This window comes from Halobacillus sp. B23F22_5 (assembly GCF_043497085.1).
Classification (GTDB): domain Bacteria; phylum Bacillota; class Bacilli; order Bacillales; family Halobacillaceae; genus Thalassobacillus.
In genome coordinates this window covers 218,697-243,118 of record NZ_JBIEKI010000002.1, presented here as the reverse complement: position 1 = coordinate 243,118, position 24,422 = coordinate 218,697, and the positions used below count along the sequence as shown (strand labels likewise).

The following is a 24,422-nucleotide window of genomic DNA, read 5'->3' as shown; positions in this document are numbered from 1 at the left end:
CACGGAGGAGATATAGGATGAAACCGAAATTATTTACCGCTTATACCATTAAAAATCTCACCCTGAAAAACCGGGTTGTCATGTCCCCGATGTGCATGTATTCATCCACCACCCAGGATGGAAAGGCGAATGCTTTTCAATTTGCTCATTATGAAAGTCGTGCCGCCGGCCAAGTAGGCCTGGTCATGACCGAAGCCACTGCCGTCGTCCCGGAAGGACGGATTTCCCATGAAGACCTTGGAATTTGGAGCGACGATCATATTGAAGGATTAAAGATTATCAATGAAGGCATACACCGCCATGGTGCCGCTTCTGCCACACAGCTTGCCCATGCAGGCAGAAAAGCGAATCTGAATAATGATATTTATGCCCCTAGTCCACTCCGGTTCAACGAACAATTACAAACTCCCCTTGAAATGAGCACGGATGATATTCACCAGGTGATCATGGCATTCAAGGAAGCTGCCAGAAGAGCAAAAGAAGCTGATTTTGATGTCATTGAACTTCATGGAGCCCATGGATACTTAATCAACCAGTTCTTATCCCCTCTCACCAACAAACGGAACGACAATTATGGTGGGAAAAGAGAGAATCGCTACCGCTTCTTAAGTGAAGTGATAGCAGCTGTCCAGGAAGTATGGGATGGCCCCTTATTTGTCAGGATTTCAGCTGATGAATACCAGGAAGGCGGCAATACGATGCAAGATTTTCTCTATTATACTGGAGAGATGAAAGAGCAGGGAGTCGATTTGATTGATGTCAGTTCAGGAGGAGTTGTGCCTGCTTCGATCAATCCTTTTCCAGGCTATCAGCTAACTTATGCAGAAACACTCAAGCGCGAGACAGGCATCGCCACCGGAGCTGTAGGCTTGATTACGCACGGCCTCCAGGCGGAAGAACTTTTACAAAATGAACGTGCTGATTTGGTTTTTATCGGTCGTGCACTCTTACGCAACCCGTACTGGCCAAAACAGGCAGCTGAGGAGTTGGGCTTCTCTCTTGAAGGCCCGCGGCAATATGCCCGAGCATGGAAGTAACTCTATCAGGTAAAGATCCGTCCCTTCAGGCACGGGTCTTTCTTTTTACGTGTCACCAGTCTTTACCAATGGTAAGATAGCGATATAGGAGGAAGGATTATGGAATTATTTTTTCTCGGGACCGGCTCAGGGGTCCCTTCAAAAGAACGGAATGTCTCCGCGTTAGCCTTACAGATGCTTCAAGAACGACAGAGTACCTGGTTGTTCGACTGCGGAGAATCGACACAGCATCAAATATTACGCACGAACATTCGTCCACGCAGGATTGAAAAAATATTCATCACCCACCTCCACGGCGATCACATTTACGGCCTGCCTGGATTATTGAGCAGCCGCTCATTTCAAGGGGGAGAAACACCTTGTACCATATACGGGCCAAAAGGGCTGAAAGAATACGTGGAAACAGCACTGCGTGTCAGCGGTACCAGACTCCCCTACCCGCTGGAAATTATTGAAGTGACTGAAGGCGTTATTTACGAGGATGATGGACTGCAAGTAAAAAGCATTCGACTTGAGCACGGGCTGGAAAGCTTCGGTTATATTATTCAGGAAAAAGACCAGCCTGGAGAACTACTTCCTGAAAGACTAAAGGAAGCCGGCGTTTCCCCTGGCCCTATCTACCAAAGGATCAAACAAAATGAAGCGACAGAACTTTCTGATGGTCGAGTCATACAACGTGTAGACTTCATCGGGCCTTCCAAGCGTGGACGCAAAATAGCCATTCTTGGTGATACCCGTTACCTCGAAAGTTTGGCAGACGATTTGAAGCATGCTGACATCCTGGTTCATGAGGCTACTTTTGCTGGAGCAGATGAGCAATTGGCATATGACTACTTCCATTCGACCAATCGCCAGGCAGCACAACTTGCCAAACTCGCTGATGCAAAGCAATTGATCCTCAGTCACATTTCCTCCAGATATCAAGGTGAGGAGGCGGAGGAATTGTTGCGGGAAGCTCGAGAGATTTTTCCCAACACCGTCATTGCCCATGACTTTTATGAACACCCCGTGCCAGCTAATAAGTAAGGAGGTATGATCCATGTCAATCATTCAAAAATCGTTAGCAGACCAAAAAGGATTTTTCCGGCAAGGTCATACGAAACCCTACGAGTTCCGTTTGGATCAATTGAAGAAACTGAAAAAAATGTTGAAAGAATGGGAGCCTGCAATACTTGAAGCAGTCTATACCGACCTGAACAAATCGGAATATGAAGCTTTTGCGACTGAAGTAGGATTCCTTTATAGTGAGCTTGATGATCATATAAAGAATCTGGAAGAATGGATGGAACCAATCTATGTGAAAACTCCCCTAACACACAAGGGATCTAAGAACTATATCATAAAAGAACCATATGGTAATGTACTTGTCATCGCCCCGTGGAACTATCCGATCAACCTTGCGATTGCTCCGATCATCGGTGCAATCGCAGCTGGTAATACGGTGATTCTGAAACCATCCGAGTTGACCCCGAACGTCTCTGCCCTGTTGGAGGAAATGATTGCAGAAACCTTCGAACCCGGTTTACTTACCGTGATAGAAGGCGGAAAAGAAACCAGCCAGGAATTATTGGACCAGCGTTTTGATTATATCTTTTTCACAGGCAGCATACCGGTCGGAAAAATCGTCATGGAAAAAGCGAGCAAACACCTCACTCCTGTAACCCTGGAACTTGGCGGGAAAAGCCCCGCTATTGTCCATAAAGACGCAAAACTCGACCTGGCAGCAAAGCGGATTGTATGGGGCAAATTCACCAATGCAGGACAGACCTGCATAGCACCTGATTACTTATTTGTCCACGAAGATGTAAAAGACAAGCTGTTCGTGAAAATCAAAAAACATATCCAGTCTATGTATGGAAAGGATCCGTTTGAGAATACAGAATTCACCAGTATAGTATCCAGAAGCCACTTTGATCGCTTGACTGGCTTTTTGGATAATGGCGAGGTTGTCACCGGTGGACGCAGTGACAGGGAGCGGTTGATGATTGAACCGACTGTCATGGATGATATCAGTTGGGATGACCCAGTCATGGGAGAAGAAATTTTCGGACCAATCCTTCCTGTGCTTACTTACGAAAATCTATCCGATGCTGTGGAGATCCTGCAAGATCACGAAAAGCCGCTGGCACTCTACTATTTCGGTAAAAAAGAAAAGGATCAGAAATATGTGACCGAAACCCTTTCTTTCGGGGGCGGATGCATCAATGATACACTCTATCATATCGCAAACCCCTACCTTCCATTCGGCGGGGTCGGGAGCAGCGGCATGGGTGCCTATCACGGGAAAGCAAGCTTTAATACATTTACCCACCAAAAGAGCATCACCAGGCAAACGACCAAATTTGACTACAGCTTCCGCTATCCAGGCTCGAAAGCAGGGTTGAAAATCATCAAAAAGTTATTGAAGTAAGACGAACAAAAGAAAAGACCGTCTGATCGTAACCCTGGATCAGATGGTCTTTTACTCTTTTGTATATTATCAAGTCGACAACGGGCTGCCCTTTTGACTCAGTCTCTTCTTTAAGGACATTCTGGCTCGATATGCTCTTGATTTTACAGCAGAAATGGAAATTTCCAGGTGCTCGGCTATGTCAACTTCTTTCATTCCGTGAAAGTATTTCATCATAAATACTGCATGCAGCTTCGGAGCAAGGTGTTTAAGTTCTTCCATCAGTTGATGGTGACTGATTAATTGTTCCACTTCTTTATCCACTCCATCACAGCCGATGGCAGCTTGATGACTGCCTTCAATCAAGTCATCAAGTGGGACCATCAGCTTTTTTCTTTCTTTTCTCCATATATCTATCGCTGTCCTTGTGGCAATCTGGCCAAGCCAGGCTGCCAACTTATTGATATCCTGAAGCTTTTCTCTGTTGTTGTATGCTTTTATGAAAGCCTCCTGAGCAGCTTCTTCTGCAAGATAGGGGTTCTTGACTACACGTAATGCCGCACCATAAACTTTCGGATAATTGATTGTATAAATTTCTTCATATGCCAGCCCTTCCACAGAAATCCCTTCTTTCTAACTTAATTGACCACCCTCGCTACTAAATCTTCCGATATCCGATAGATCATCGGCTCTCCACCTTTAGGGTATATACCGACATAATACCCGCCCTGTCCCTGGTGTTCCTTGCTGTTTAACAGCAATTTGATTTTTTTGTTGTCTTTCACAGTCCAGACATGTTCATTGGAGGCAGCAGCTGATTTGAATTCGTTGAAAATCGGACCACCCGGTTCATTCTGATGAACAATCACTGCCTTGGAGACATCTTGGTCTGTCAATACTGCTTCTTCATACAGCCCTTTTTGTTTCAGCCATTCATTCAGCTGATCGTAGGAGCGTTTCATTGGGATATATATCTCCATCCCGCTTTCCAGCATAAAGCTGATATCTCCGCGATCTCCCAAGGAAGGGATCATGTCTTCATAGGTTTCCGCCTGCAAATCTTGTTTTAAACGGGACATTAATGTTTTAATTTCATCCGGTTCAGCGATGACCAGTTCATCCGATTTGCCCGTTTCGGTAAAAAACCGGATCCGGTCGATATTTTCCGGTTCCACTTTCATAACAGGATACTTCAATGCTTTATATTCAAGAGATTCATAGATCGGATCTAAGTAAGCCCGGTAGTCCTGTTCAGGAATCATGTATTCTCTTACCATTGTCTCACCGTTTTTCATCTCATAAGCAAGAAAGAGATTTCTTCTTCCGATTTGATACTCCTCTGAACCGGATGAAATGATTTGCTTGTGCAGTTTCGTTACAGCCTGGATATTTTCGTTTTCATTCAAATAACCGGACTCATTATAGGGGTGATTATTCTGATAGCTATACGACCCTTCCCCTATAAAGACACGCTCAACACTGGCCGCAGCAGGAACCCGCTGTTCAAACCCGGTAAGATCGAACTGCAACAGTAAAAAGACAAGTCCTGCAGCAGCTACATAGCCGATGAACCCTTTCCAGGCGCCAAACACCCGCCATGTCTTTTGCAGAACCATTTCCGCAATCGCATAACCGATCATCGCTCCGACCATATACCCAAAAATCATCCATGCAGTATCATGGTTATGGAAATACAAACCGCCGACAAGCATCATACAAAGCGTAAGCCCATATTTAAAGATAGGCCTGAGCACTCCATATACGATTGCCTGCCCCGCCATCTCCAGATTCCGATGCTGATAGATTTTCCATGCCAATCCATAAAACGCAGCCACAATAGCCAGGTAGACGTACATGCGGGAGGCCGGCAATGAGGCGTTATACAAATTCAAAGAATCGACGAGAGGAGAGAGCTGATGCAGATTCTGATCCATATAGTAGTTTTCAGAAAATCCATATAAAAACTGGTTCATAGCAAAGTAAAGTAGTACAGTGATTCCAGCCGGGAATAGCAGCATGATATAGGTCAGAACACCATGGAGTGCAGTCAGACCCGTGACCATTCCGACAAAAACCGCAGCAAAAAATAATAGCAGCGTAACGCTGAGTGTCCCGCCAAGCCAGTACCAGATGTCCTCCAAGCTGTATACATAAGATAAATCAAAACTAATATAGAGAATAGTCATCACCGCCGCATTGATGATAATCGGCGCCACCAGAATGACAATCCCATTCCAAACGTTATTATGATAGAGTTCCGTACGCTTGAGCGGCAGACTATGTACAAAATCTGACGTTTCTTTCACTTGCAGGTAGCGGAACAGAAAAATCCCAAGTAAAACAGGAATAACGATTATCATCACCTGCTGTAGCTCAAAATTGATCTGGAATAATCCGTTTTCATGAAAGAATTGAAACGGACGGTCACTGGACAACTCCGTCATTATTCGTAGCGGCATGGCAAATAGCAATCCGATCAAGTAAATGATTCCTATCCAGCCAACGCTCCTGAAGTTCTGTTTTGTCACTTCCTTCTTAAACGAGGATGTTTTCCACATTATAACCGGCACCTCCCATTTCATAGACAAAAATTTCTTCTAATGTAAGCGGTAGCAAATCATAGACGATAGGCTGGTAAGATTCAATTATCTTTGAAACTTCTGTTTCCGCTCCTCTGACAATCCACAGACGTACACTTCCACGCTTTTCTTCATGAAGAATGGACAACTCGTTCTTCAATGCTGCAGGAACATGATTCCTGAAAGCGACCTGAACTTTATGAATATCCGCTTTCAGTTCATCCAGATCCTTTTCCAGTAAGATGGAGCCCTCATGCAATATACCGACATAATCACAAATATCCTCTACCTCTCTCAGGTTATGAGAAGAAATTATTACGGTCATTTTCCGATCAGCAACATCCTGAATCAGCAGATTTTTCACTTTCCTTCTCACTACCGGGTCCAACCCATCGAATGGCTCATCCAGCACGAGGATATCCGGCATGGCGGATAAAGCGAGCCAAAATGCTACCTGCCTGCGCATCCCTTTCGAAAATTGACTGACCTTTTTTTTAATATTAAGTCCGAACATCTCCTTGAGCTGCACAAATCGTTCCTGATTCCAGGAAGGATAGATATTCTGATAGAAATTTGCCATTTGCTCAATGGTATAATGCGGAAAAAAATAAAGGCTGTCAGGAATGAAAATCATCCGCTTTTTCACGTCGGTGTTTTCGAACACCTTCTGTCCTTCGATTTGTACACTCCCCTTCTCCTGCTTTAAAATGCCGACAATGATTTTCAGCAAAGTGGTCTTCCCTGCTCCGTTAGAACCTAAAAGGCCGTAGATCGAACCGTCCTTGATTTGAAATGTTATATCATGAAGCACTTGTTGCTTATGGAAAGTCTTATTTACTTCCTGAAGTTTTATCATCGATTATTCCTCCCCTGTCGATTCATCTAATTCTTGAAGCAGCAATTCTATATCTGCGCGGGCCATTCCAAGGTAAAGGGCTTCTGAAATAGCTGCCTTCAACTTTTCCTTTACTTTGATAAGTTCTTCCTGACCGGCTTTTTCAGAAGAGGCTTGCACAAAGCTTCCTTTTCCTTTCAACGAATAGATGTATCCTTGCGATTCTAACTCCCGGTAGGCTTTTTGAATGGTATTGGGATTGATTGTCATTTGCCTGGCCAAGGTCCTAACCGAAGGAAGCTTTTCATCTGCCTGCAGTACTTCTTTTATGATCAGTTCTTTGAACTTTTCGACTAGTTGTTCATAGATCGGTTTTCTGCTTCGTAAATCCAAATCAAACATGGCTATTTCCCTCCGATCTGAAACCGTATTAACTGTATTAGTATCCTTAGTACAGTTAAAGTATATAGCAAACTTTCTGATTTGAGAAGCAGTTTTTTACTTTTTATGAAATTATTTACCAGCCTAAAGCTTAATAGTGGAGAAACGTTAAAAATTTTGATAGTTTAAACTCTCAACAAATTAGATTGGTTATGACTTATCAGGTTAGTAGATTTGACTATCCTAAAAATTCTGATAACATAAGAAACCATACGTCGACCAAAATTGGTCGTCTACACTAAGAATTTACAGGAAGGTGAAACTATGAGCACAACTAGACAATCCAATGATCATACTGTTCCCTTACGACGTGACGTAAGTGAACTGGGTAATATGCTCGGTGATATTTTGATTCATCATGGCGGACAAGAGCTTTTTGATAAAGTAGAAACCATCCGTCAATATTCAAAAGACCTGAGGAGCAACCCAGAGGAAGCAACTTACCAAAAATTGAAGCAAGAAATCGAAAACCTCCATCCCCCGATGCGCTCCCAAGTCATCCGCGCATTTTCAATTTATTTCCATTTAGTCAACATTGCCGAACAAAACCACCGTGTTCGCCGGCGTAGAGAGTACCAGCTTCGTGAAGACCATGGAGTTCAACCGTTTTCATTAGAAAGTGCAGTCGATGCGCTTCGCAAAAACGAAATATCCAGTTCAGTCATCCAGGAGGTCCTCGATCAATTATCTTTAGAACTGATCATTACTGCCCATCCGACTGAAGCGACAAAACGAACCGTTTTGGAAATTCAAAAACGGATCGCTACAATCTTGCAACAACTCGATAACCCTCAACTTACTGCCCATGAACGGGAACAATTACAAGACAGCTTAATGAATGAAGTGACTGTCCTGTGGCAGACCGATGAACTGCGTGAACGGAAACCGACTGTCATGGATGAAGTAAGAAATGGACTTTATTACTTCGATGAAACGTTATTTGATGTACTGCCTGACATTCACCAGGAATTGGAAGATCGCCTGGAAGAGAGCTACCCAGGGGAAGACTGGACAATCCCTAACTTCCTTCGTTTTGGGTCCTGGATCGGCGGGGATCGCGATGGCAATCCGAATGTCACTCCAGAAATCACCTGGCAAACCCTTACAAATCAACGGGATCTAGTGTTAGATAAGTATGAAGAAGTCCTGGTAGAGCTGATGAAACGGTTCAGCCACTCTACTAAAATAGTGTCTGTCACCGATGAATTGATTGCTTCTGTAGAAGAAGAGGAAAGAATCATTCCAAGTAATAAAAAATGGCGCGTCGAAAAAGAAATTTATCGCCGTAAATTCGCGATTATATTAGAACGTCTCCGTAATGTTGGAAAATCAGAAATCGGATATGATTCTTCCGAACAATTATTAGATGACCTATACATGATTCAACGAAGCGTCAATAGCCATCAGCCTAATCAGCGGGAACTGAAAATGCTCCGTAAGCTTGTTCGCCAGGTGCAGTTGTTCGGCTTTCACCTTGCCACATTGGATATCAGAAACCATAGTGGTGAGCATGAAGCAGCCATTAAGGAAATCTTGCAGAAAGTGAGTATCTGTGAAGACTATGCTTCCTTGAATGAACAGGAAAAAATTAAACTTTTGGAAGGTATTTTAGAGGACCCCCGACCTATCACATTACTTGATGAGGATTATTCTGAAGAGACACAGGAAATGTTGAAGGTCTTCAACTTGATCCGTGAAGCTCATCGTGAATTCGGGGATCGGGCAATCGAAGTATATCTGGTGAGTATGACAGAGGCAGCCAGTGATTTACTTGAAGTGCTGGTACTTGCTAAAGAGGCAGGGATTTATCGTCTTCATCCAGATGGAAGAGTAGAAAGCAGCTTGAATGTCGCTCCCTTACTGGAAACCGTAGATGACTTGATTGCAGGACCGGAAATATTAAAGACCTTGTTTGATATGGATGCTTATTCCAAGCACCTTGGCCAACGCAATTACCATCAGGAAGTCATGTTAGGATATTCTGACGGCAGTAAAGACGGTGGGACATTGACCGCTAACTGGAAACTTTATAAAGCACAACAGGAAATCCATGATATGGCTAAAGACTATAACATCGGTCTTAAATTCTTCCATGGGCGTGGTGGATCACTAGGCCGGGGCGGTGGCCCATTGAATCGAAGTATCCTATCCCAGCCTGCAGAAACGTTGGGCGATGGTGTAAAGATTACTGAGCAAGGAGAGGTATTGTCCTCCCGCTACCTGATCCGGGACATCGCTTATCGCAGCCTTGAACAAGCAGCCTCTACGCTTGTGGAAGGTGCAGCGCATGTTTCTACAGAATCGGAACAAGGACACCACCGGGAAGAAACATGGGAAAAGGCAATGGAAGAGATTTCAGAGGTCTCACTCAGAAAATATCAATCACTTGTTTTCGGCGATAAAGATTTCCTTACCTACTTCAATGAAGCGACGCCGCTGAAAGAAATCAGTGAGTTGAATATCGGTTCCCGCCCGATGAAGCGGAAAGACAGTTCCAAATTTGAGAACTTGCGTGCGATTCCATGGGTCTTCGCCTGGACACAGAACCGTCAACTGCTTCCTGCCTGGTATGCTGCAGGTTCCGGGTTGACAAGCTATGCAGAGCAAGGGGACTCCTACCTTGCCACCTTGCAGCAGATGTATGAAAATTGGCCTTTCTTCCGTTCAACCATTGATAATCTGCAAATGGCATTGATGAAAGCTGATATCCAAACTGCAGATCAATATAAATCTCTCGTCAATGATAAAGAACTTGGCGACCGGATCTATAATGATATCGTGGAAGAATACAATAAAACCAAGGATATTCTTCTGAAAATCAGTGGAGATCAGGAACTCCTCGATAAACAAGTGACCATCCAGGATTCTGTGCGGCTGCGTAATCCTTATGTCGACCCATTGAATTTCTTGCAGGTGGAATTGATTAAAGAGTTACGTGAAACAGAAAGCAGGGAAGAAAGTCTGCTGACCGAAGTACTCCTTACCATCAGCGGTATTGCAGCAGGTCTCCGGAACACAGGTTGATATCATTTGTAAAGCAGTCGGTTTATTCACCGACTGCTTTTTTATGCTGATATATTTACTTTTTCATATCAAAATATAACGGATAATGGTTACTGCATTTTTCATTGAAACGATGCTGGCATTCCGGGCATCCAGAAACGGACATATATTCATTGATGGTCAATTCGCGGCTGCAATTTCCGCATAGGATCGCTTGTTCCTCCCATTGGTCCCTGGGCCACTTTGTCTCACGATGATCTGCTTTCTCTTTATGACAATAGTAGCAAGCATAATATTCCTTACAGCAGTGAAACTTGATAGCAATGATATCGACTTCACTATGATAATGACGACAACGGGTAAAAGCATCTACTTCCATCCCTTTTACTTCTATACGGTTTCTTGTCACCCAATTCCCCCTTTATCTTCATTTCGTAAAATCAATTCAATTTTTTTATTTTTATCTCAAGTTGCATAATTCGATTCTTTTTTATAAAATTCCTGCAATAATCTCTACTTCCTGCTGTAAGTCTGGCTGGAAGCATTTTCTTCTATCTTTTGATAGACTAGCTCTAGGTTCTATAAACTCCATTTATCCGCCACGGTTGGCTTCATATGTGGAATAAAAGAAAGAACTTCTAAGGTCAGGGATGCTCTTTTGAAGTTCCTCCAATGATATTATCTTAAACGATAAGCAATAAGGAAAACACAGAATCAGGAGGATGATAAGGTGATAACCGTGAAAGAAATTTCAGCCGAAGATACTTACAGGATCCGGAACAAGTCCCTCAGTCAAAACCAAAGCATAGAAAAATGTCACTATCATGGAGATCATCTGGACACCACTTTTCATTTAGGCGCTTTTGAAAATCAGAAGCTGGAAGGGATCGCATCCTTTTACATGGAAGCAACGGATGCCATTCACTCTCAAAAACAATTTCGCCTCAGAGGGTTGGAAGTACCTAATCAAGATCAAAGCCTACGAATTGCTACAACGTTATTGCACAAAGCAAATCGTATCTTATACCACGGCAATGTCGAATACATCTGGTGTATTGCAGAAACGGCAGCTCAGCCTTTCTATGAGAGAATAGGATTTTCTTCAATCGGGGAAACATTTGAAACTGATCCAAGTGGTTCTCAGGTAATTTTGTATAAAGAAGTTGAGAAACCTTAATATTACAAAGTTGTGGTACCAATGTGTGGATTTCTCTTTACGTGTAGCTTGTATAAATCTCCCGCTTTAAAAAGAGGGAGATACATTATTTTTGTATCACCCTCTAAATGCAGTCATTATTTCTTATAATCATCTAAAAAGTCTTTTTGAAAACTGGTGCTGACTTTGTGAGAGTCATTCACCGTGCTCGATAGATCCCGGAACGGGTTCTTGCCATAACGTTCGGTCAAATCATCTATCGTTTTATAAAGTTTTTCCTTTTCTGCATATTGTTCATAATTGAAAATATCGAGCTGCTGAGTCACTTCTCTCTGTTCTGCCAAATCTCCAGCGGTTATGCCGAGCAGCCGGACAGGTTCCTGGTTCCAATGTTCATCGAACAATCTGGAAGCAATATGAAAAATATCGTCTGAAGTATGGATATAATCTTTTAATTGTCTGCTCCTTGTGACATTTTTCCAATCATGATAGCGAATCATCAATTGTACATTTCTCGCCAGCACTTTCTTGCCGCTCATACGGGCAGCCACTTTATTCGCAAGCCTTCTCAGCACCTGACGGATTTCCATATCATCGGTTGTATCTTGGGCCAGGGTAGTGGATGTTCCGATACTTTTGAATTCATGAACAGCATCCGGGTCAACCGGCCGGTTATCCTGGCCATTGGCCCGATTTTTCAATCGTTCTCCGTTAATGCCAAGCAGTTGTTTCAGTTTGAAGACATCATAATTAGCCAGGTCACCAATCGTTTCTATCTTATAACTTCGAAGCTTTTCTGCAGTTTTTTCTCCTACCCCGTACATTTCTTCTATTGGCAATGGCCATAATTTTTTAGGCAAATCACGCTTTCTAAGCACCGTGATACCCATAGGCTTCTTCATGTCAGAAGCCATTTTAGCTAGGAACTTATTGGGCGCTATTCCGATACTGCAGGGCAGATCCAGCTCTTCAGCAATTCTTTCCTGTATCCGGTCGGCTATTTCAAGTGGAGACCCGAGATTTTCACAGTCGGTAATATCCATATAGCCTTCGTCAATCGATACTGGCTGGATTATGTCTGTTACATCTGCTAAGATTTTGAACATTTCTTTGGAAGCCGTACGATACCTATCAAAATTCGGCCGCATGACGATCAAGTCTGGACAATGCCGTTTCGCTTCCCACAGAGGCATTGTTGTTTTTACCCCGTGTTTTCTTGCTTCATAACTGCTCGTTACGACAATGCCCTTCCGCTCTTCGGGATTACCCGCAATCGCTAACGGTTTCCCTTTCAAACCAGGGTCGAATGCCATTTCAACTGAGGCATAGAAGCTATTCATATCCACATGAAAAATGACCCTGCCATTTTTCGGGTACCATTTTGACATGGCAATCCTTCCTTTACGAACTTTTGTTCTTCCATTATATCATGGGAATGCAAATAACTTCGACTCCTACCCCAGGCCCTCCAGAATCTGGATGTCCCGGGGTATAAAACCAAAAAATCGACCATGCTGTGTTGGCATGATCGATTCATTGCATTATGCTTTTGCCGCTTCCTGAATGATTGCAGTCACAAACTCTGCGACTTTCTCGAGCTCAGCGACTGGCATGCGTTCATTGGTTGTATGGATTTCTTCATATCCTACTGCCAGGTTAACTGTCGGTATCCCGTGACCAGCGATGATATTCGCATCACTGCCGCCACCACTCTGAAGCAATTCACTGTTCCGTCCGATGTTATTGGCAGCACTTCGAGCCACTTCCACTACCCTGTCCCCTGCCTGATGTTTAAAGCCAGGATACATAACGGTCACGTCCACGTCTACTTCGCCGCCCATTTCTTTAGCTGTATCATGAAAAGCCTGTTTCATCTTTTCTACTTGAGTTTCCATTTTTTCAGGAACAAGAGAACGGGCTTCTGCTAATATTTCCACGTGGTCGCATACGATGTTCGTCTGCTTTCCGCCTTCAAAACGTCCAATATTAGCGGTTGTTTCATCATCGATTCGTCCAAGTGGCATCTTTGCGATCGCCTTAGCAGCAAGTGTAATTGCGGATACACCTTTTTCCGGCGCTACACCCGCGTGAGCTGTCTTCCCTTTTACGATGGCATTCACTTTTGCCTGTGTCGGTGCGGCTACAATAATATTACCAACCTGCCCGTCACTGTCGATCGCATAACCATATTTTGCTTTCAGCAAGGAAGCATCAAGTGCTTTTGCACCGACAAGACCGCTTTCTTCTCCTACTGTAATGACAAACTGGATGTCCCCATGTTCGATGTCATTTTCTTTCAACACACGGATAGCTTCAAGCATGGCTGCTAGTCCAGCTTTATCATCCGCCCCAAGAATTGTAGTCCCATCGGTTACGATGTAACCATCCTCAACCGATGGGGTGACACCGTTACCTGGAACGACAGTATCCATATGGGATGTGAAATAAATCGTATCGACGCCGTCCTTGGTCCCTTTAAGGTTACAGACCAGGTTGTTGGCATCGTGGTCGGTTTGGTTACGAGCATCATCCTCAAGCACTTCCAAACCAAGATCAGAAAACTTTTTTTTCAGTACCTTAGCGATTTTCGCTTCGTCTTTTGTCTCGGAATCGACCTGGACCAATTCCAGGAATTCTTCAAGCAGACGTTCTTTATTTACAGTTACCATTCGTATGTCCTCCTTTATGTACGATCCTATTAGTACGTTAGCGAAACAGCCCGAAACTGTCAACGGAAGCAGTTTCAGGCTGCCTTAACTTTACAGTGGAATATTGCCGTGTTTCTTCTTCGGCCGTTCTTCCTTTTTATTTTTGAGCATATCAAGCGCCTGGATCAAGGTAGTACGGGTTTCACGAGGATCGATCACATCATCGACCATACCAAGCGATGCAGCGACATAAGGGTTGGCGAAACGCTCCCGGTATTCACTGATTTTTTTCTGTCTTGTTTCTTCCGGATTTTCGCTTTCCTTGATTTCTTTGGCAAAAATGATATTCGCTGCACCTTCAGGTCCCATAACCGCGATTTCCGCGTTTGGCCATGCATACACTAAATCGGCACCGATCGACTTACTGTTCAAAGCAACATAAGCACCACCGTATGCTTTCCGTGTAATCACCGTAAGTTTAGGTACAGTCGCTTCTGAATAGGCGTATAAAATCTTCGCTCCGTGTCTTATTATTCCGCCATGCTCCTGTTTAATCCCCGGGAAGAATCCGGTTACATCCTCGAAAGTTATGAGTGGAATATTGAATGAGTCACAGAAACGGATGAATCGTGCCGCTTTGTCGCTGGAATCGATATCGAGCCCTCCAGCCATATACTTCGGCTGATTACATACGAGGCCTACTGTCTGTCCTTTCAATCTCGCGAAACCGACCACGATATTTTTGGCAAAATCTTTATGGATTTCAAAGAAAGAATCAGGGTCGACAACTTCATCGATTACAACACGGACATCATAGGGACGGATCGGATCGAATGGTATTTTGTCGGTGATATCCGGACGGTAATCTTCTTTTTCCTCCAATTCCAGTACAGGCGGCTTTTGTTCATTATTGGAAGGCAGGTAGCTTACCAGCTGACGCACAGCATCCAGTGCTGTTTCTTCGTCGTGCGTTTTTAAATGGGCATTACCACTTTTTGAATTATGGACATACGCTCCCCCAAGGTCTTCTGAAGATATGTTCTCTCCGGTAACGGTCTCGATTACCTTCGGTCCGGTGATGAACATTTGAGACGTTTCTTCTACCATAATGACAAAGTCAGTAATAGCTGGAGAATAGACAGCGCCACCAGCACATGGTCCCATAATGACAGAAATCTGTGGTATGACACCAGAATAAATGGAGTTTCTATAAAAAACATGTCCGTAACCATCCAAGGAAGAAACCCCTTCCTGGATACGAGCACCGCCGGAGTCATTCAATCCTATGAAAGGGGTGCCATTTTTCACTGCCAAATCCATAACTGCAGCAATCTTTTTGGCGTGCATTTCGCCAAGTGCTCCTCCGAAGACAGTGAAGTCCTGGGCAAACAAATAAACTTCCCTTCCATCAATCTTACCGAAGCCGGTCACCACTCCTTCTCCAGGTGCAGGCTGGCCATTCATCCCAAAGCTGTCACCACGATGCTCCATGAATGGGTTCAATTCGATGAAAGTACCTTCATCAAGCATATAATCTATACGCTCTCGTGCTGTCATTTTCCCCTTCGCATGCTGTTTTTCTATCCGTTCATCCCCGCCACCAAGTTCTGTCTGTCTGCGTTTATCATAAAGTTCACTGATTTTATCATAAATATCCATCGATGCTTCACTCCTTTTCGCTGTGCTGACATAACTCATATAAGACGCCGTGTCCGGCTTTCGGGTGAAGGAACGCAATTTGGCTATCATGCGCGCCTGTTTTCGGGGTATCATGTATCAATGCTACGCCGCTCTCCTTATATTGATTTAAGCGTTCGGTAATATCATCGACCTCCAGTGCCAGATGATGGATTCCTTCCCCGCGCTTTTCAATATGCTGATGGATCGGAGAATCCTCGCTTAACGGTTCAAGCAGCTCAAGTCTTGTTTCGCCAATCTTAAGAAAAGCAACTCGAACCTGTTCTGAGGTTACCTCTTCTACATTTTCCAGTTTCAAACCAAGCACATCCTGATAAAACGGAAGTGCCGCTTCTAATTGCCTGACTGCAATTCCTATGTGAGCGATTTTCTTTGGTGCAGCAACCAGGCTCGAATTCGGATCGACCATTTTTTCGATATATTTAGCGATTTCTTCTGTCGGCGTCCCACTAGTAAATATCTTAGCTACTCCCTGGTCCTCTAAATATGGGATATCCTCAGCAGGAATAACTCCGCCCCCAATGACAGGAATATCTTCCGCACCTTTATCCTTCAATGCTTGTACAACCTTTGGAAACAATGACTTATGCGCACCTGATAAGGAAGATAAACCGACAACGTCGACATCTTCCTGAATGGCTGCCTGTGCAATCTGAATTGGCGATTGCCTTAAGCCGGTATAGATAACCTCCATTCCCTGGTCTCTCAAAGCCTGGGCAATGATCAATGCACCGCGATCGTGTCCGTCTAAACCTGGTTTAGCAATTAATGCACGTATTTGTTTTTTCATGTCAGTACTCCCCCTTTTACATCCCCGTATACTCACCGAATTCTTTTCTTAGTACGTTGGCAATTTCTCCAACGGTCGCATAAGCTTTGACAGCTTCAAGAATATACGGCATCAAATTTTCCTTCTCCTGCCTGGCTGCTTCTTTAAGGTTATCCAGGCAGTCATCGACCAGCTGCTGGTTCCTTGTTTCTCTAATATTTTTAGTCTGTTTGATTTGTTGTGCTTCCAAAGCTTCATCTACCCGGAGCAAGTCAGGATTAATTTCTTCATCGATTCGGAATTCATTCATACCTACGATGATATCTTCGCCTGATTCTATCCGTTTTTGGGCTTCATATGCAGATTGGTGTATTTCCCGCTGCATATAGCCATCTTCCACAGCTTGGACTGCTCCTCCTAATTTCTCGATTCGTTCAAGGTAATCATTGACTTCTTCCTCGATTTTATCGGTCAATGACTCAACGTAATAGGAGCCTCCCAACGGGTCAATCGTATCAGCGACACCGCTTTCATTAGCAATGATCTGCTGGGTTCTTAGCGCTATACGAGCAGAATCTTCGGTTGGAAGAGCCAAAGCTTCATCACGAGAGTTGGTATGTAGACTCTGAGTTCCTCCCATGACAGCTGCAAGCGCTTGCAAGGTAACACGTACTATATTGTTATCCGGCTGTTGAGCAGTAAGTGTTGATCCGCCAGTCTGGGTGTGGAACCTAAGCTTCCAGCTCTTAGGATTTTCCGCTTGATAACGTTCTTTCATGATTTTTGCCCAGATACGCCGTGCTGCTCTGAATTTCGCCACTTCTTCGAAAAATTGGTTATGGGCATTGAAGAAGAAAGCGAGTCTTGGCGCAAACTGGTCGACTTCAAGTCCGGACTCGATGGCAGCATCAACGTATGCCATGCCATTGGCAATCGTAAATGCGACTTCCTGGACTGCTGTAGAACCAGCTTCCCTTATATGATAGCCAGAAATACTGATGGTATTGAATTTCGGCACATGCGTCTGGCAATATCCGAAAATATTCGTAATTAAACGCATGGATGGTTTTGGCGGGTAAATATATGTCCCTCTCGCAATATATTCTTTAAGGATGTCGTTCTGAATCGTCCCTGTAAGCTTTTCCATCGGTACGCCTTGCTTTTCTCCCACAGCTATGTACATACAAAGCAAAATCGAGGCAGGTGCGTTGATGGTCATAGATGTACTGACTTTATCGAGTGGAATCTGATCAAACAGCTGTTCCATGTCCTTTAAACTGTCGATGGCGACTCCGACTTTACCGACTTCCCCTTCCGCCATCGGATCATCGGAATCATATCCGATTTGAGTGGGAAGATCGAATGCGACGGATAACCCCGTCTGTCCTTGTTCTAATAAATACCTGAATCGTTTATTGGTTTCTTCAGCAGAGCCGAATCCTGCATACTGCCGCATTGTCCAGTACCTGCTTCGATACATGGTCGGTTGTATCCCGCGGGTATAGGGATATTGACCAGGGAACCCTAATTTGTCTTCATAAGTTTCGGAAGAAGCCTCCTCCGGTGTATACAGGCGATCTATAGATATTTCTGAACTTGTGACGAAATCCTCTTTTCGTTCCGGAAACCGCTTGGACGTTTTCTCCACGTCCGTTTCCCACTGCTGCTTTTGTTGCTGGTATTTTGATTGATCACTCATTAAATGACCTCCTTCTCCCTAACTACTATCTTCCATACTAGCTTATCAAATTATTAAACAATTTTTCAGCAAAAAAACAAAAAGTGCTACATAATTTTTCAAATTTTTGCAAGCATTCATAATTCTATTTTGAAATACTTTCCCGCTCTTGTCCAATTTATCATTTACATGTAAAATACAGTTAACGCATGTCCGAATTATTCCGGACATCCCCAGGACGCATAAAGGAGGTAACAACCTTGGCACGTAAGCAATCAAAGCGTGAACGACGCATGAAAATCATCATTTACATCATGATTTTATCCATGGTACTTTCATCTCTATTAGCCGGAGCAGGCATGTTTCTATAAGAAAGGGATAGGCAAAAGCCTTACCCAGACCCTAACAAAAGCGCTAAAACAAAAGCGGAGCTTTGTCGAAACGAGGCAGCTCCGCTTTTTTAATGCAAACGATCCTTGATGTTCTTCTTTACATACTTTTCATACACACTTAAAAAGTCCTGGTTATCCTTCACAATCAATATTTTTGTCCCGATCGGAACCCGTTCATAAAGCTCTTCCACTTGATTATTATAGGAACGGATACATCCTTGTGACACGTTTTTTCCAATCGAGGAAGGCTGATTGGTACCATGTATCCCATAGATACGGCCATCTGTACCTTTAGCATCAAACCCGATCCACCTGGAACCTAGTGGATTTTTCGGGTCTCCGCCGGGTATATTCTTTTTCCGGTAATATGGATCTTTCGCTTTTACAGTTATAGTGAATAAACCGGTTGGTGTAAGTTCATCCGTAGCTCCGGTTGCCACAGTATAAACTTCTTCGAGCTCACCCTCATTAAAAAATGCAAGCTGATTAGACGCTTTGTTGACAATGACAAATGGGTCGACTATTTCAGGACTATATGGAGGAGAAACAGAGAGGACAAGAAACAATAGAAAGATTTTCATTTTGATTGCTCCTTTTTGTTTAGCTTCCCCTCTCTGCTCAACCTTCTATACATCACTTTTTTTAAAGGAACGTTTAATGATTAAATATTGCTCGATCTCATTCAGTAAATTGAATAAGCTGGCTCTCACTTCAAATTCTTCACGTGATTCCGGTAGATTATCTTCCCGGAATTCTTTTCTCAATGTCTGGATCTGTCGCAAGTAAATGATGGCAGTATTTCCAGGGTGCACGGCATCTGCCAGTTCCTCAAAGAATTCAGCAATTTTAACTGCATGTTTATAAGGACCGGAAATACGGCTGACCAGCGGCAGCATCCTTTCAAGCAGCTCAAATTGTTTCAGCCGCATATTAAAGTAATGATAGTGTTGGTTATGAGAACGCAGCAAATGGTTCTCTACATCACGGAACGCCATCGTTTTGGACTCTTCCAGCAGGTCAGCGGTCTCGGTCAATTCTGTCCCTGACCAGTCATTATCACCTTCACGTAAGTAAGTGGCAAGTTCTTTTAAAATCACAGTGAAGTTATGTTCAATCTTTTCCTGGTACTCATACAATTTTTTATCCATACTTGGCATATAAAGGTTCAATAACAACGCTGTCCCAATTCCTACGACAATTAACAATAATTCATTTGTTACGACTCCTGCGTCAATTCCTTTTGAACCATATAAGTGAAGAATAATGACGGAGCTTGTTACAATACCTGGAGAAATCTTCAGCTTCACGGTAGTTGGAATAAATAAGAAAAGCATGAGTCCGATCGAGATCGGGTTATAACCCAGGGTTTCGAAAAATAGAAATGAAAAAACCATTGCCACTATACATGCGGCAAAACGGTGCCAGGCAGACAAAATAGATCGTTTTCTGGTCACCTGGATACATAAAATGGTCAGGATACCAGCAGATGCGAAATTTTCCAGACTCATCAGCTGGGCAATCCATATAGCGATTGGTGTGCCTATTGCAGTTTTTATCGTGCGATAACCGATTTTCACGATAGGTGACTCCTCTTCCTAGTTGTACTGAAATAATTTAAAATCTTAACATGTCTCCATATATCCTGAAAAGGCAGCCGCTATTTTATTTAGTTCTTCAGCTGCCTCCTTTTTCAGCTGCTTGCTTATATCTTTGATAGTAAGCAGGGACATTGTTCAAAAGCAACAATTCTGTATACAGGTAACTTTTCATATTGAAGTCATTGAAATCGATATTCGTCAATTCTAGTATTTGTTTGATTCGATAATTAAGTGTATTTGGGTGGATATATAAATCATTGGCCGTCTGCTTGCCCTTTCCGTTGTTAGCAAGGTAAACTTCCAAAGTCTTCAGCAGGTCGGTCTGGCTTTCCATATCCTTTTTCATCAAGCGCAGCAAGTCCTCACTGAAATAATCTTCTGAGCTATTCTTTTCATACAGAGCTGCCAGATAGCGATACACTCCTAATTTAGAAAATTCCCGAGGCATCGTTTCCGGGCGGGGTGTGATAAAGTTAGCAGTTTCAATAACTTCCAAAGCTTCAAGAAAACTCTTCCTCATTTGAACCAGTGAAGTATATTCCTTCCCAAGACCAATTAAAAAACGATAAAACTCCTCCCCGCCGGCAATATCTTTTACTTCATTGATAAATTCGCGTGCCAGATTTCTTGAGGAGAACTCTTTGTCTGTTTCCCCTTGTACAATCAGCAACATTTGATAATCAGATTTCAACAAATATATTTTTCTCCTGAGATAAAAGCTTTCCACTACTTTTTCTAAATAATCTAACCGATAATTTTCTCCGGGGTCAGAAATAGAAAAAACTAGTACCGAAAAGCGTTCAGGCAAGTCCAGCTTCGCTAAAGACGCTTCATTCCGCAATTGATTCTCACTGCCATACTCATGCTGAAGGAGTTTCCACAATAATTCCTCACGTCGTCCTTCTTTTGCATTGACTTTAGCATAAGTGTCATAAACAAGCTTCCCTATGTGGGCATTGATTTCTTGTAAAAAATCAAGCTCTTCGTCATTAAGCAGCGTATCCGATTCTTGCACCCATATATATCCCATCGTTTGGCCCAGATGTTTGGCAGCGATGACGATTCTTTGATAAAAACCAAGCTCTTCAATCGGGTGGACTCTGATTGGCGTCGGCTGTTTCTCCAAGCGCTGGACGATCCCTTCCTTTTTCAGACGATCGATGATAAAGATCGGACATTTTTTGGAGAGGATTGTTTTTTGCTGTGTTTGATCGAATTCATCCATGGAAGCACTATAGGAAACCAGCTCAAAATTTTTATTCTCTACGATGACTGGCTTGTTCAATTTTGAGCTGATTAGTTCGGTCACCCTATGAATATCCTCGGTACGATAAATCATTTCTTTTGCATCCATAGTATCTCAAACCTTCCCCCATGCAGCCCGGAGCCTCCAGTTTTTGGAGGACTACGGGGTACGTTAAAATAAGTTACTGCTTATTATATCGAACTTCATAGGGAAACCGAAAGAAGAACTCTTATTAAGAATTTTTCTTAAGGGAATTCTACGTAAGCATAATATGTATTTCTTTTAAAAAAGCAGCACCCCAACATTTGGAGTGCTGCCTTTAAAGCGTGCTTAATACTTTTCAGATATAGTTTTTGGATTCATATGAAGGGTCAGGTAATCCGGACCACCTGCTTTGGAATCTGTACCAGACATATTGAAGCCTCCAAATGGCTGGTAACCGACAATCGCCCCTGTACAATTACGGTTGAAGTATAGGTTTCCGACATGGAAATCTACAGCAGCTTGGTCGAGATGAGCGCGATTATTAGAAATCACTGCGCCTGTCAATCCATATTCTGTGTTATTCGCAATTTCAATCGCTTCGTCGAAGTCTTTTGCTTTTGTAAAGCAGACAACAGGACCGAAGATTTCCTCCTGCTGCATGCGGGAGTTTGGATCAAGGTCAGCAAAAACAGTAGGATCGATGAAATACCCTTTAGAATCGTCTCCTTTACCGCCAGTAACCAAACGGCCTTCCTCTTTGCCGATTTCGATGTAGCTCATGATTTTGTCATAAGCTCCTTGATCGACTACCGGTCCCATGTAAACATTTTCTTCGGAAGCATTACCGACAGTAAGTTCTTCTGTACGCTTTTTCACTCGCTCAAGAACTTCATCGTAAACATCTTCATGCACGACAGCACGGGAACCGGAAGAACATTTCTGCCCGGAAAAGCCAAATGCTGACACGATGATCGCCTCTACTGCTGTATCTAGATTTGCTTCATTGTCGACAACAACTGTATCCTTTCCGCCCATTTCTGCAATCACTTGTTTCAGATGTTGCTGGCCAGGTTGGATTTCAGCTGCCCGCTTGAAGATACGCGTACCGACTTCACGTGAACCTGTAAAAGAAATCAGTGCAGTTTTTGGATGATCGACAAGATAGTCACCAACTTCTCCGCCGCTTCCTGGAACAAAGTTCAGTACACCTTTTGGCAGTCCTGCTTCTTCCAAGACCTCAACGAATTTAGCTGCAATGACAGGACTATTGCTGGCAGGCTTCAGGACAACTGTATTACCTGTAACAATCGGTGCAATCGTAGTACCTGCCATGATGGCGAATGCTAAATTCCAAGGAGGAATGACAACGGAAACACCGGTAGGAGTGTAAACATAACGGTTATGCTCTCCATCACGGCTATTGACAGGCTTTCCATCTTTCAATTCCAGCATTTGACGGCCATAATATTCCATAAAGTCTATCGCTTCTGCTGTATCCGCATCCGCTTCTTTCCATGGCTTACCTACTTCATATACGAGATAAGCAGAAAACTCGTGTTTACGCCGGCGTACAATATTAGCAGCACGGAAAAGAATCTCAGCACGGGAAGCTGCGTCCCATTTTTTCCAACTTTTGAAAGCTTCTGAAGCTGATTGAACCGCTTGCTCCGCAATATCCTGGTTTGCTTTGGAAACATTTCCGACTACCTGTTTTGTATCGGCGGGGTTTGTAGAAACGATTTTTTCCTCGGTCTGTAGACGTTCTCCATTAACCACAAGGTCATAATCTTTTCCCAGCTCTTCTTTAACTTGCTTCAATGCAGCTTCAAATGCCTGCTTATTCTCCTCAACTGTAAAATCTGTGAATGGTTCATGACGATATGCTGTTACCATTTATAAAACCCCTTTCAATAAAATAATCGTTTTATTTACTGAAAACACCTTTGATAGCAAAGGCGATATTCGCTGGTCGTTCTGCCATCCTTCTCATAAAATATCCATACCAATCATCCCCATATGGAAGATAGACTCTTACTGTATATCCCTCTTTAGCTAAATCGAGCTGCGTTTGATTCCTCATTCCATACAGCATTTGGAATTCGAATTGGTCCTTTGGAATATTCTCTTCTTCTGCTAATTTTTTTGTATAGTCGATGATTTTATCATCGTGACTCGCGATAGCAGTGTAATTACCATTCAAAAGGTTTTTCTTAATTAAATGTTTCAGGTTGTCATCTACCATTGATTTATCGGGAAATGCCACTTTCCCAGATTCTTTATATGCACCTTTTACTAATCTCAGATAAGGATTACATTCGTTAAGATCATCCAAATCGGAATCAGAACGGTATAGGTAGGATTGAATGACAGTTCCCAAGTTATGATACTGGAATTTCAGCCGCTTATATATTTCTAAGGTCTGTTTACAACGAGATGAGTCTTCCATATCAATGGTTACCACTACATTGTGTTCTTCGGCAGTTTCAAGAATTTGTTCCATATTTTCCATTACTATATCCTCATTGATGTCAAGCCCAAGAGATGTCAATTTTAATGAAACCTCTGAATTTAAACCGGTTTCAGAAATGGTTTTAATGGTGTTCTTACATTCCTGGCCGCGTTTCCTGGCTTCTTTTTCAGAGTTAACAAATTCCCCTAAATGATCTACTGTGACTTGCAGTCCTTGTTGATTCAATTGTTGAATCAACGGGACAGCTTCTTCAAAAGTCACTCCGCCTACTATTTTGTCAGCACCGAATTTCGGCCCCCATTTTTTAGCTAAATGATCCAACAGACGATTATTTGACAAAAACAAGAAAAAGTTTTTGCTAATGGCTTCCAATATCACCACATCCCTTCAGTTACATATGCGTAATGAAGATGTTCCTTCTATTTCCTGCAGTTAAACAGAATAACTAAAAGTTTTTTATCTGTTAAGAAAATTGTAACGATTTTGACGTCATTCTGA

Annotated in this window: 21 protein-coding genes; 6 read left to right on the top strand and 15 right to left on the bottom strand. The window is 43.0% G+C overall.

The window, feature by feature from the left end; all coding sequences use genetic code 11:
• Positions 1-17: 17 nt before the first annotated feature.
• The 3 genes from namA to ACGTN9_RS04535 all read left to right on the top strand — a co-directional run bounded on the left by namA (position 18) and on the right by ACGTN9_RS04535 (position 3,447).
• Entirely contained in the window at positions 18-1,037 is a 1,020-nt protein-coding gene (gene namA, locus ACGTN9_RS04545; RefSeq protein ID WP_499590960.1) for an NADPH dehydrogenase NamA, read from the top strand.
• Between the two features lie 99 nt (positions 1,038-1,136).
• The gene (gene rnz, locus ACGTN9_RS04540; RefSeq protein WP_499590958.1) at positions 1,137-2,063 is read left to right on the top strand and encodes a ribonuclease Z; all 927 of its coding nucleotides are present in this window, start codon (positions 1,137-1,139) and stop codon (positions 2,061-2,063) included.
• 13 nt (positions 2,064-2,076) lie between these two features.
• Positions 2,077-3,447 (top strand): aldehyde dehydrogenase, encoded by a 1,371-nt coding sequence (locus tag ACGTN9_RS04535; protein ID WP_499590956.1) that lies wholly within the window; start codon positions 2,077-2,079, stop codon positions 3,445-3,447.
• A gap of 69 nt (positions 3,448-3,516) precedes the next feature.
• Here the strand turns inward: ACGTN9_RS04535 and ACGTN9_RS04530 are convergent, their stop codons facing one another.
• Genes ACGTN9_RS04530 through ACGTN9_RS04515 form a run of 4 tightly spaced genes read right to left on the bottom strand, consistent with a single transcriptional unit; the run spans position 3,517 to position 7,242 of the window.
• The gene (locus ACGTN9_RS04530) at positions 3,517-4,044 is read right to left on the bottom strand and encodes an RNA polymerase sigma factor (RefSeq protein WP_499590954.1); all 528 of its coding nucleotides are present in this window, start codon (positions 4,042-4,044) and stop codon (positions 3,517-3,519) included.
• Between the two features lie 20 nt (positions 4,045-4,064).
• A complete protein-coding gene (locus tag ACGTN9_RS04525) occupies positions 4,065-5,984 on the bottom strand; it encodes a DUF6449 domain-containing protein (protein ID WP_499590952.1) in 1,920 nt (639 codons plus the stop codon).
• Complete coding sequence (locus ACGTN9_RS04520) at positions 5,962-6,861, bottom strand: ABC transporter ATP-binding protein (RefSeq protein ID WP_499590950.1); 900 nt, start codon at positions 6,859-6,861, stop codon at positions 5,962-5,964. The genes ACGTN9_RS04525 and ACGTN9_RS04520 overlap by 23 nt, the downstream gene beginning before the upstream one ends.
• Positions 6,862-6,864: 3 nt before the next feature.
• A complete protein-coding gene (locus ACGTN9_RS04515; protein ID WP_499590948.1) occupies positions 6,865-7,242 on the bottom strand; it encodes a GntR family transcriptional regulator in 378 nt (125 codons plus the stop codon).
• A gap of 303 nt (positions 7,243-7,545) precedes the next feature.
• Between ACGTN9_RS04515 and ppc the strand changes: the two genes are divergently transcribed.
• Positions 7,546-10,305, top strand: coding sequence for a phosphoenolpyruvate carboxylase (ppc, locus tag ACGTN9_RS04510; protein WP_499590946.1), 2,760 nt, complete (start codon positions 7,546-7,548; stop codon positions 10,303-10,305).
• Positions 10,306-10,360: 55 nt separating this feature from the next.
• On the opposite strand, the gene ACGTN9_RS04505 is transcribed toward ppc, so the two are convergent.
• A complete protein-coding gene (locus ACGTN9_RS04505; protein WP_499590944.1) occupies positions 10,361-10,693 on the bottom strand; it encodes a CHY zinc finger protein in 333 nt (110 codons plus the stop codon).
• Positions 10,694-11,014: 321 nt separating this feature from the next.
• On the opposite strand from ACGTN9_RS04505, the gene ACGTN9_RS04500 reads away from it, so the two are divergent.
• The gene (locus ACGTN9_RS04500; RefSeq protein WP_499590942.1) at positions 11,015-11,461 is read left to right on the top strand and encodes a GNAT family N-acetyltransferase; all 447 of its coding nucleotides are present in this window, start codon (positions 11,015-11,017) and stop codon (positions 11,459-11,461) included.
• A 116-nt stretch (positions 11,462-11,577) separates the two neighbouring features.
• On the opposite strand, the gene ACGTN9_RS04495 is transcribed toward ACGTN9_RS04500, so the two are convergent.
• The 5 genes from ACGTN9_RS04495 to ACGTN9_RS04475 form a co-directional block, all read right to left on the bottom strand.
• Positions 11,578-12,828 carry a DNA polymerase IV gene (locus ACGTN9_RS04495; RefSeq protein ID WP_499590940.1) on the bottom strand — a complete coding sequence of 417 codons (1,251 nt, stop codon included), beginning with the start codon at positions 12,826-12,828 and terminating at the stop codon, positions 11,578-11,580.
• 153 nt (positions 12,829-12,981) lie between these two features.
• Positions 12,982-14,109 carry a M20/M25/M40 family metallo-hydrolase gene (locus ACGTN9_RS04490; RefSeq protein ID WP_499590938.1) on the bottom strand — a complete coding sequence of 376 codons (1,128 nt, stop codon included), beginning with the start codon at positions 14,107-14,109 and terminating at the stop codon, positions 12,982-12,984.
• Between the two features lie 90 nt (positions 14,110-14,199).
• On the bottom strand, positions 14,200-15,747 hold the full coding sequence (locus tag ACGTN9_RS04485; protein WP_499590936.1) for an acyl-CoA carboxylase subunit beta: 1,548 nt from the start codon (positions 15,745-15,747) through the stop codon (positions 14,200-14,202).
• 7 nt (positions 15,748-15,754) lie between these two features.
• A complete protein-coding gene (gene mce / locus ACGTN9_RS04480; protein WP_499590934.1) occupies positions 15,755-16,576 on the bottom strand; it encodes a methylmalonyl-CoA epimerase in 822 nt (273 codons plus the stop codon).
• 16 nt (positions 16,577-16,592) lie between these two features.
• Positions 16,593-18,254, bottom strand: coding sequence for an acyl-CoA mutase large subunit family protein (locus ACGTN9_RS04475; protein ID WP_499590932.1), 1,662 nt, complete (start codon positions 18,252-18,254; stop codon positions 16,593-16,595).
• A 239-nt stretch (positions 18,255-18,493) separates the two neighbouring features.
• On the opposite strand from ACGTN9_RS04475, the gene prli42 reads away from it, so the two are divergent.
• Positions 18,494-18,604: a stressosome-associated protein Prli42 gene (prli42, locus tag ACGTN9_RS04470; protein ID WP_235062620.1), complete on the top strand. Its 111-nt coding sequence runs from the start codon at positions 18,494-18,496 to the stop codon at positions 18,602-18,604.
• Positions 18,605-18,693: 89 nt separating this feature from the next.
• Here prli42 and ACGTN9_RS04465 read toward each other — a convergent pair whose 3' ends face one another.
• The 5 genes from ACGTN9_RS04465 to ACGTN9_RS04445 all read right to left on the bottom strand — a co-directional run bounded on the left by ACGTN9_RS04465 (position 18,694) and on the right by ACGTN9_RS04445 (position 24,296).
• Entirely contained in the window at positions 18,694-19,206 is a 513-nt protein-coding gene (locus ACGTN9_RS04465; protein WP_499590930.1) for a L,D-transpeptidase, read from the bottom strand.
• 45 nt (positions 19,207-19,251) lie between these two features.
• The gene (locus ACGTN9_RS04460) at positions 19,252-20,205 is read right to left on the bottom strand and encodes an aromatic acid exporter family protein (protein WP_499591291.1); all 954 of its coding nucleotides are present in this window, start codon (positions 20,203-20,205) and stop codon (positions 19,252-19,254) included.
• A gap of 94 nt (positions 20,206-20,299) precedes the next feature.
• Positions 20,300-21,577 (bottom strand): PucR family transcriptional regulator, encoded by a 1,278-nt coding sequence (locus ACGTN9_RS04455; protein WP_499590928.1) that lies wholly within the window; start codon positions 21,575-21,577, stop codon positions 20,300-20,302.
• 222 nt (positions 21,578-21,799) lie between these two features.
• Complete coding sequence (pruA, locus tag ACGTN9_RS04450; RefSeq protein ID WP_499590926.1) at positions 21,800-23,347, bottom strand: L-glutamate gamma-semialdehyde dehydrogenase; 1,548 nt, start codon at positions 23,345-23,347, stop codon at positions 21,800-21,802.
• A gap of 31 nt (positions 23,348-23,378) precedes the next feature.
• Positions 23,379-24,296, bottom strand: a complete 918-nt coding sequence (locus ACGTN9_RS04445; protein ID WP_499590924.1) for a proline dehydrogenase family protein — start codon at positions 24,294-24,296, stop codon at positions 23,379-23,381.
• Positions 24,297-24,422: the final 126 nt, after the last annotated feature.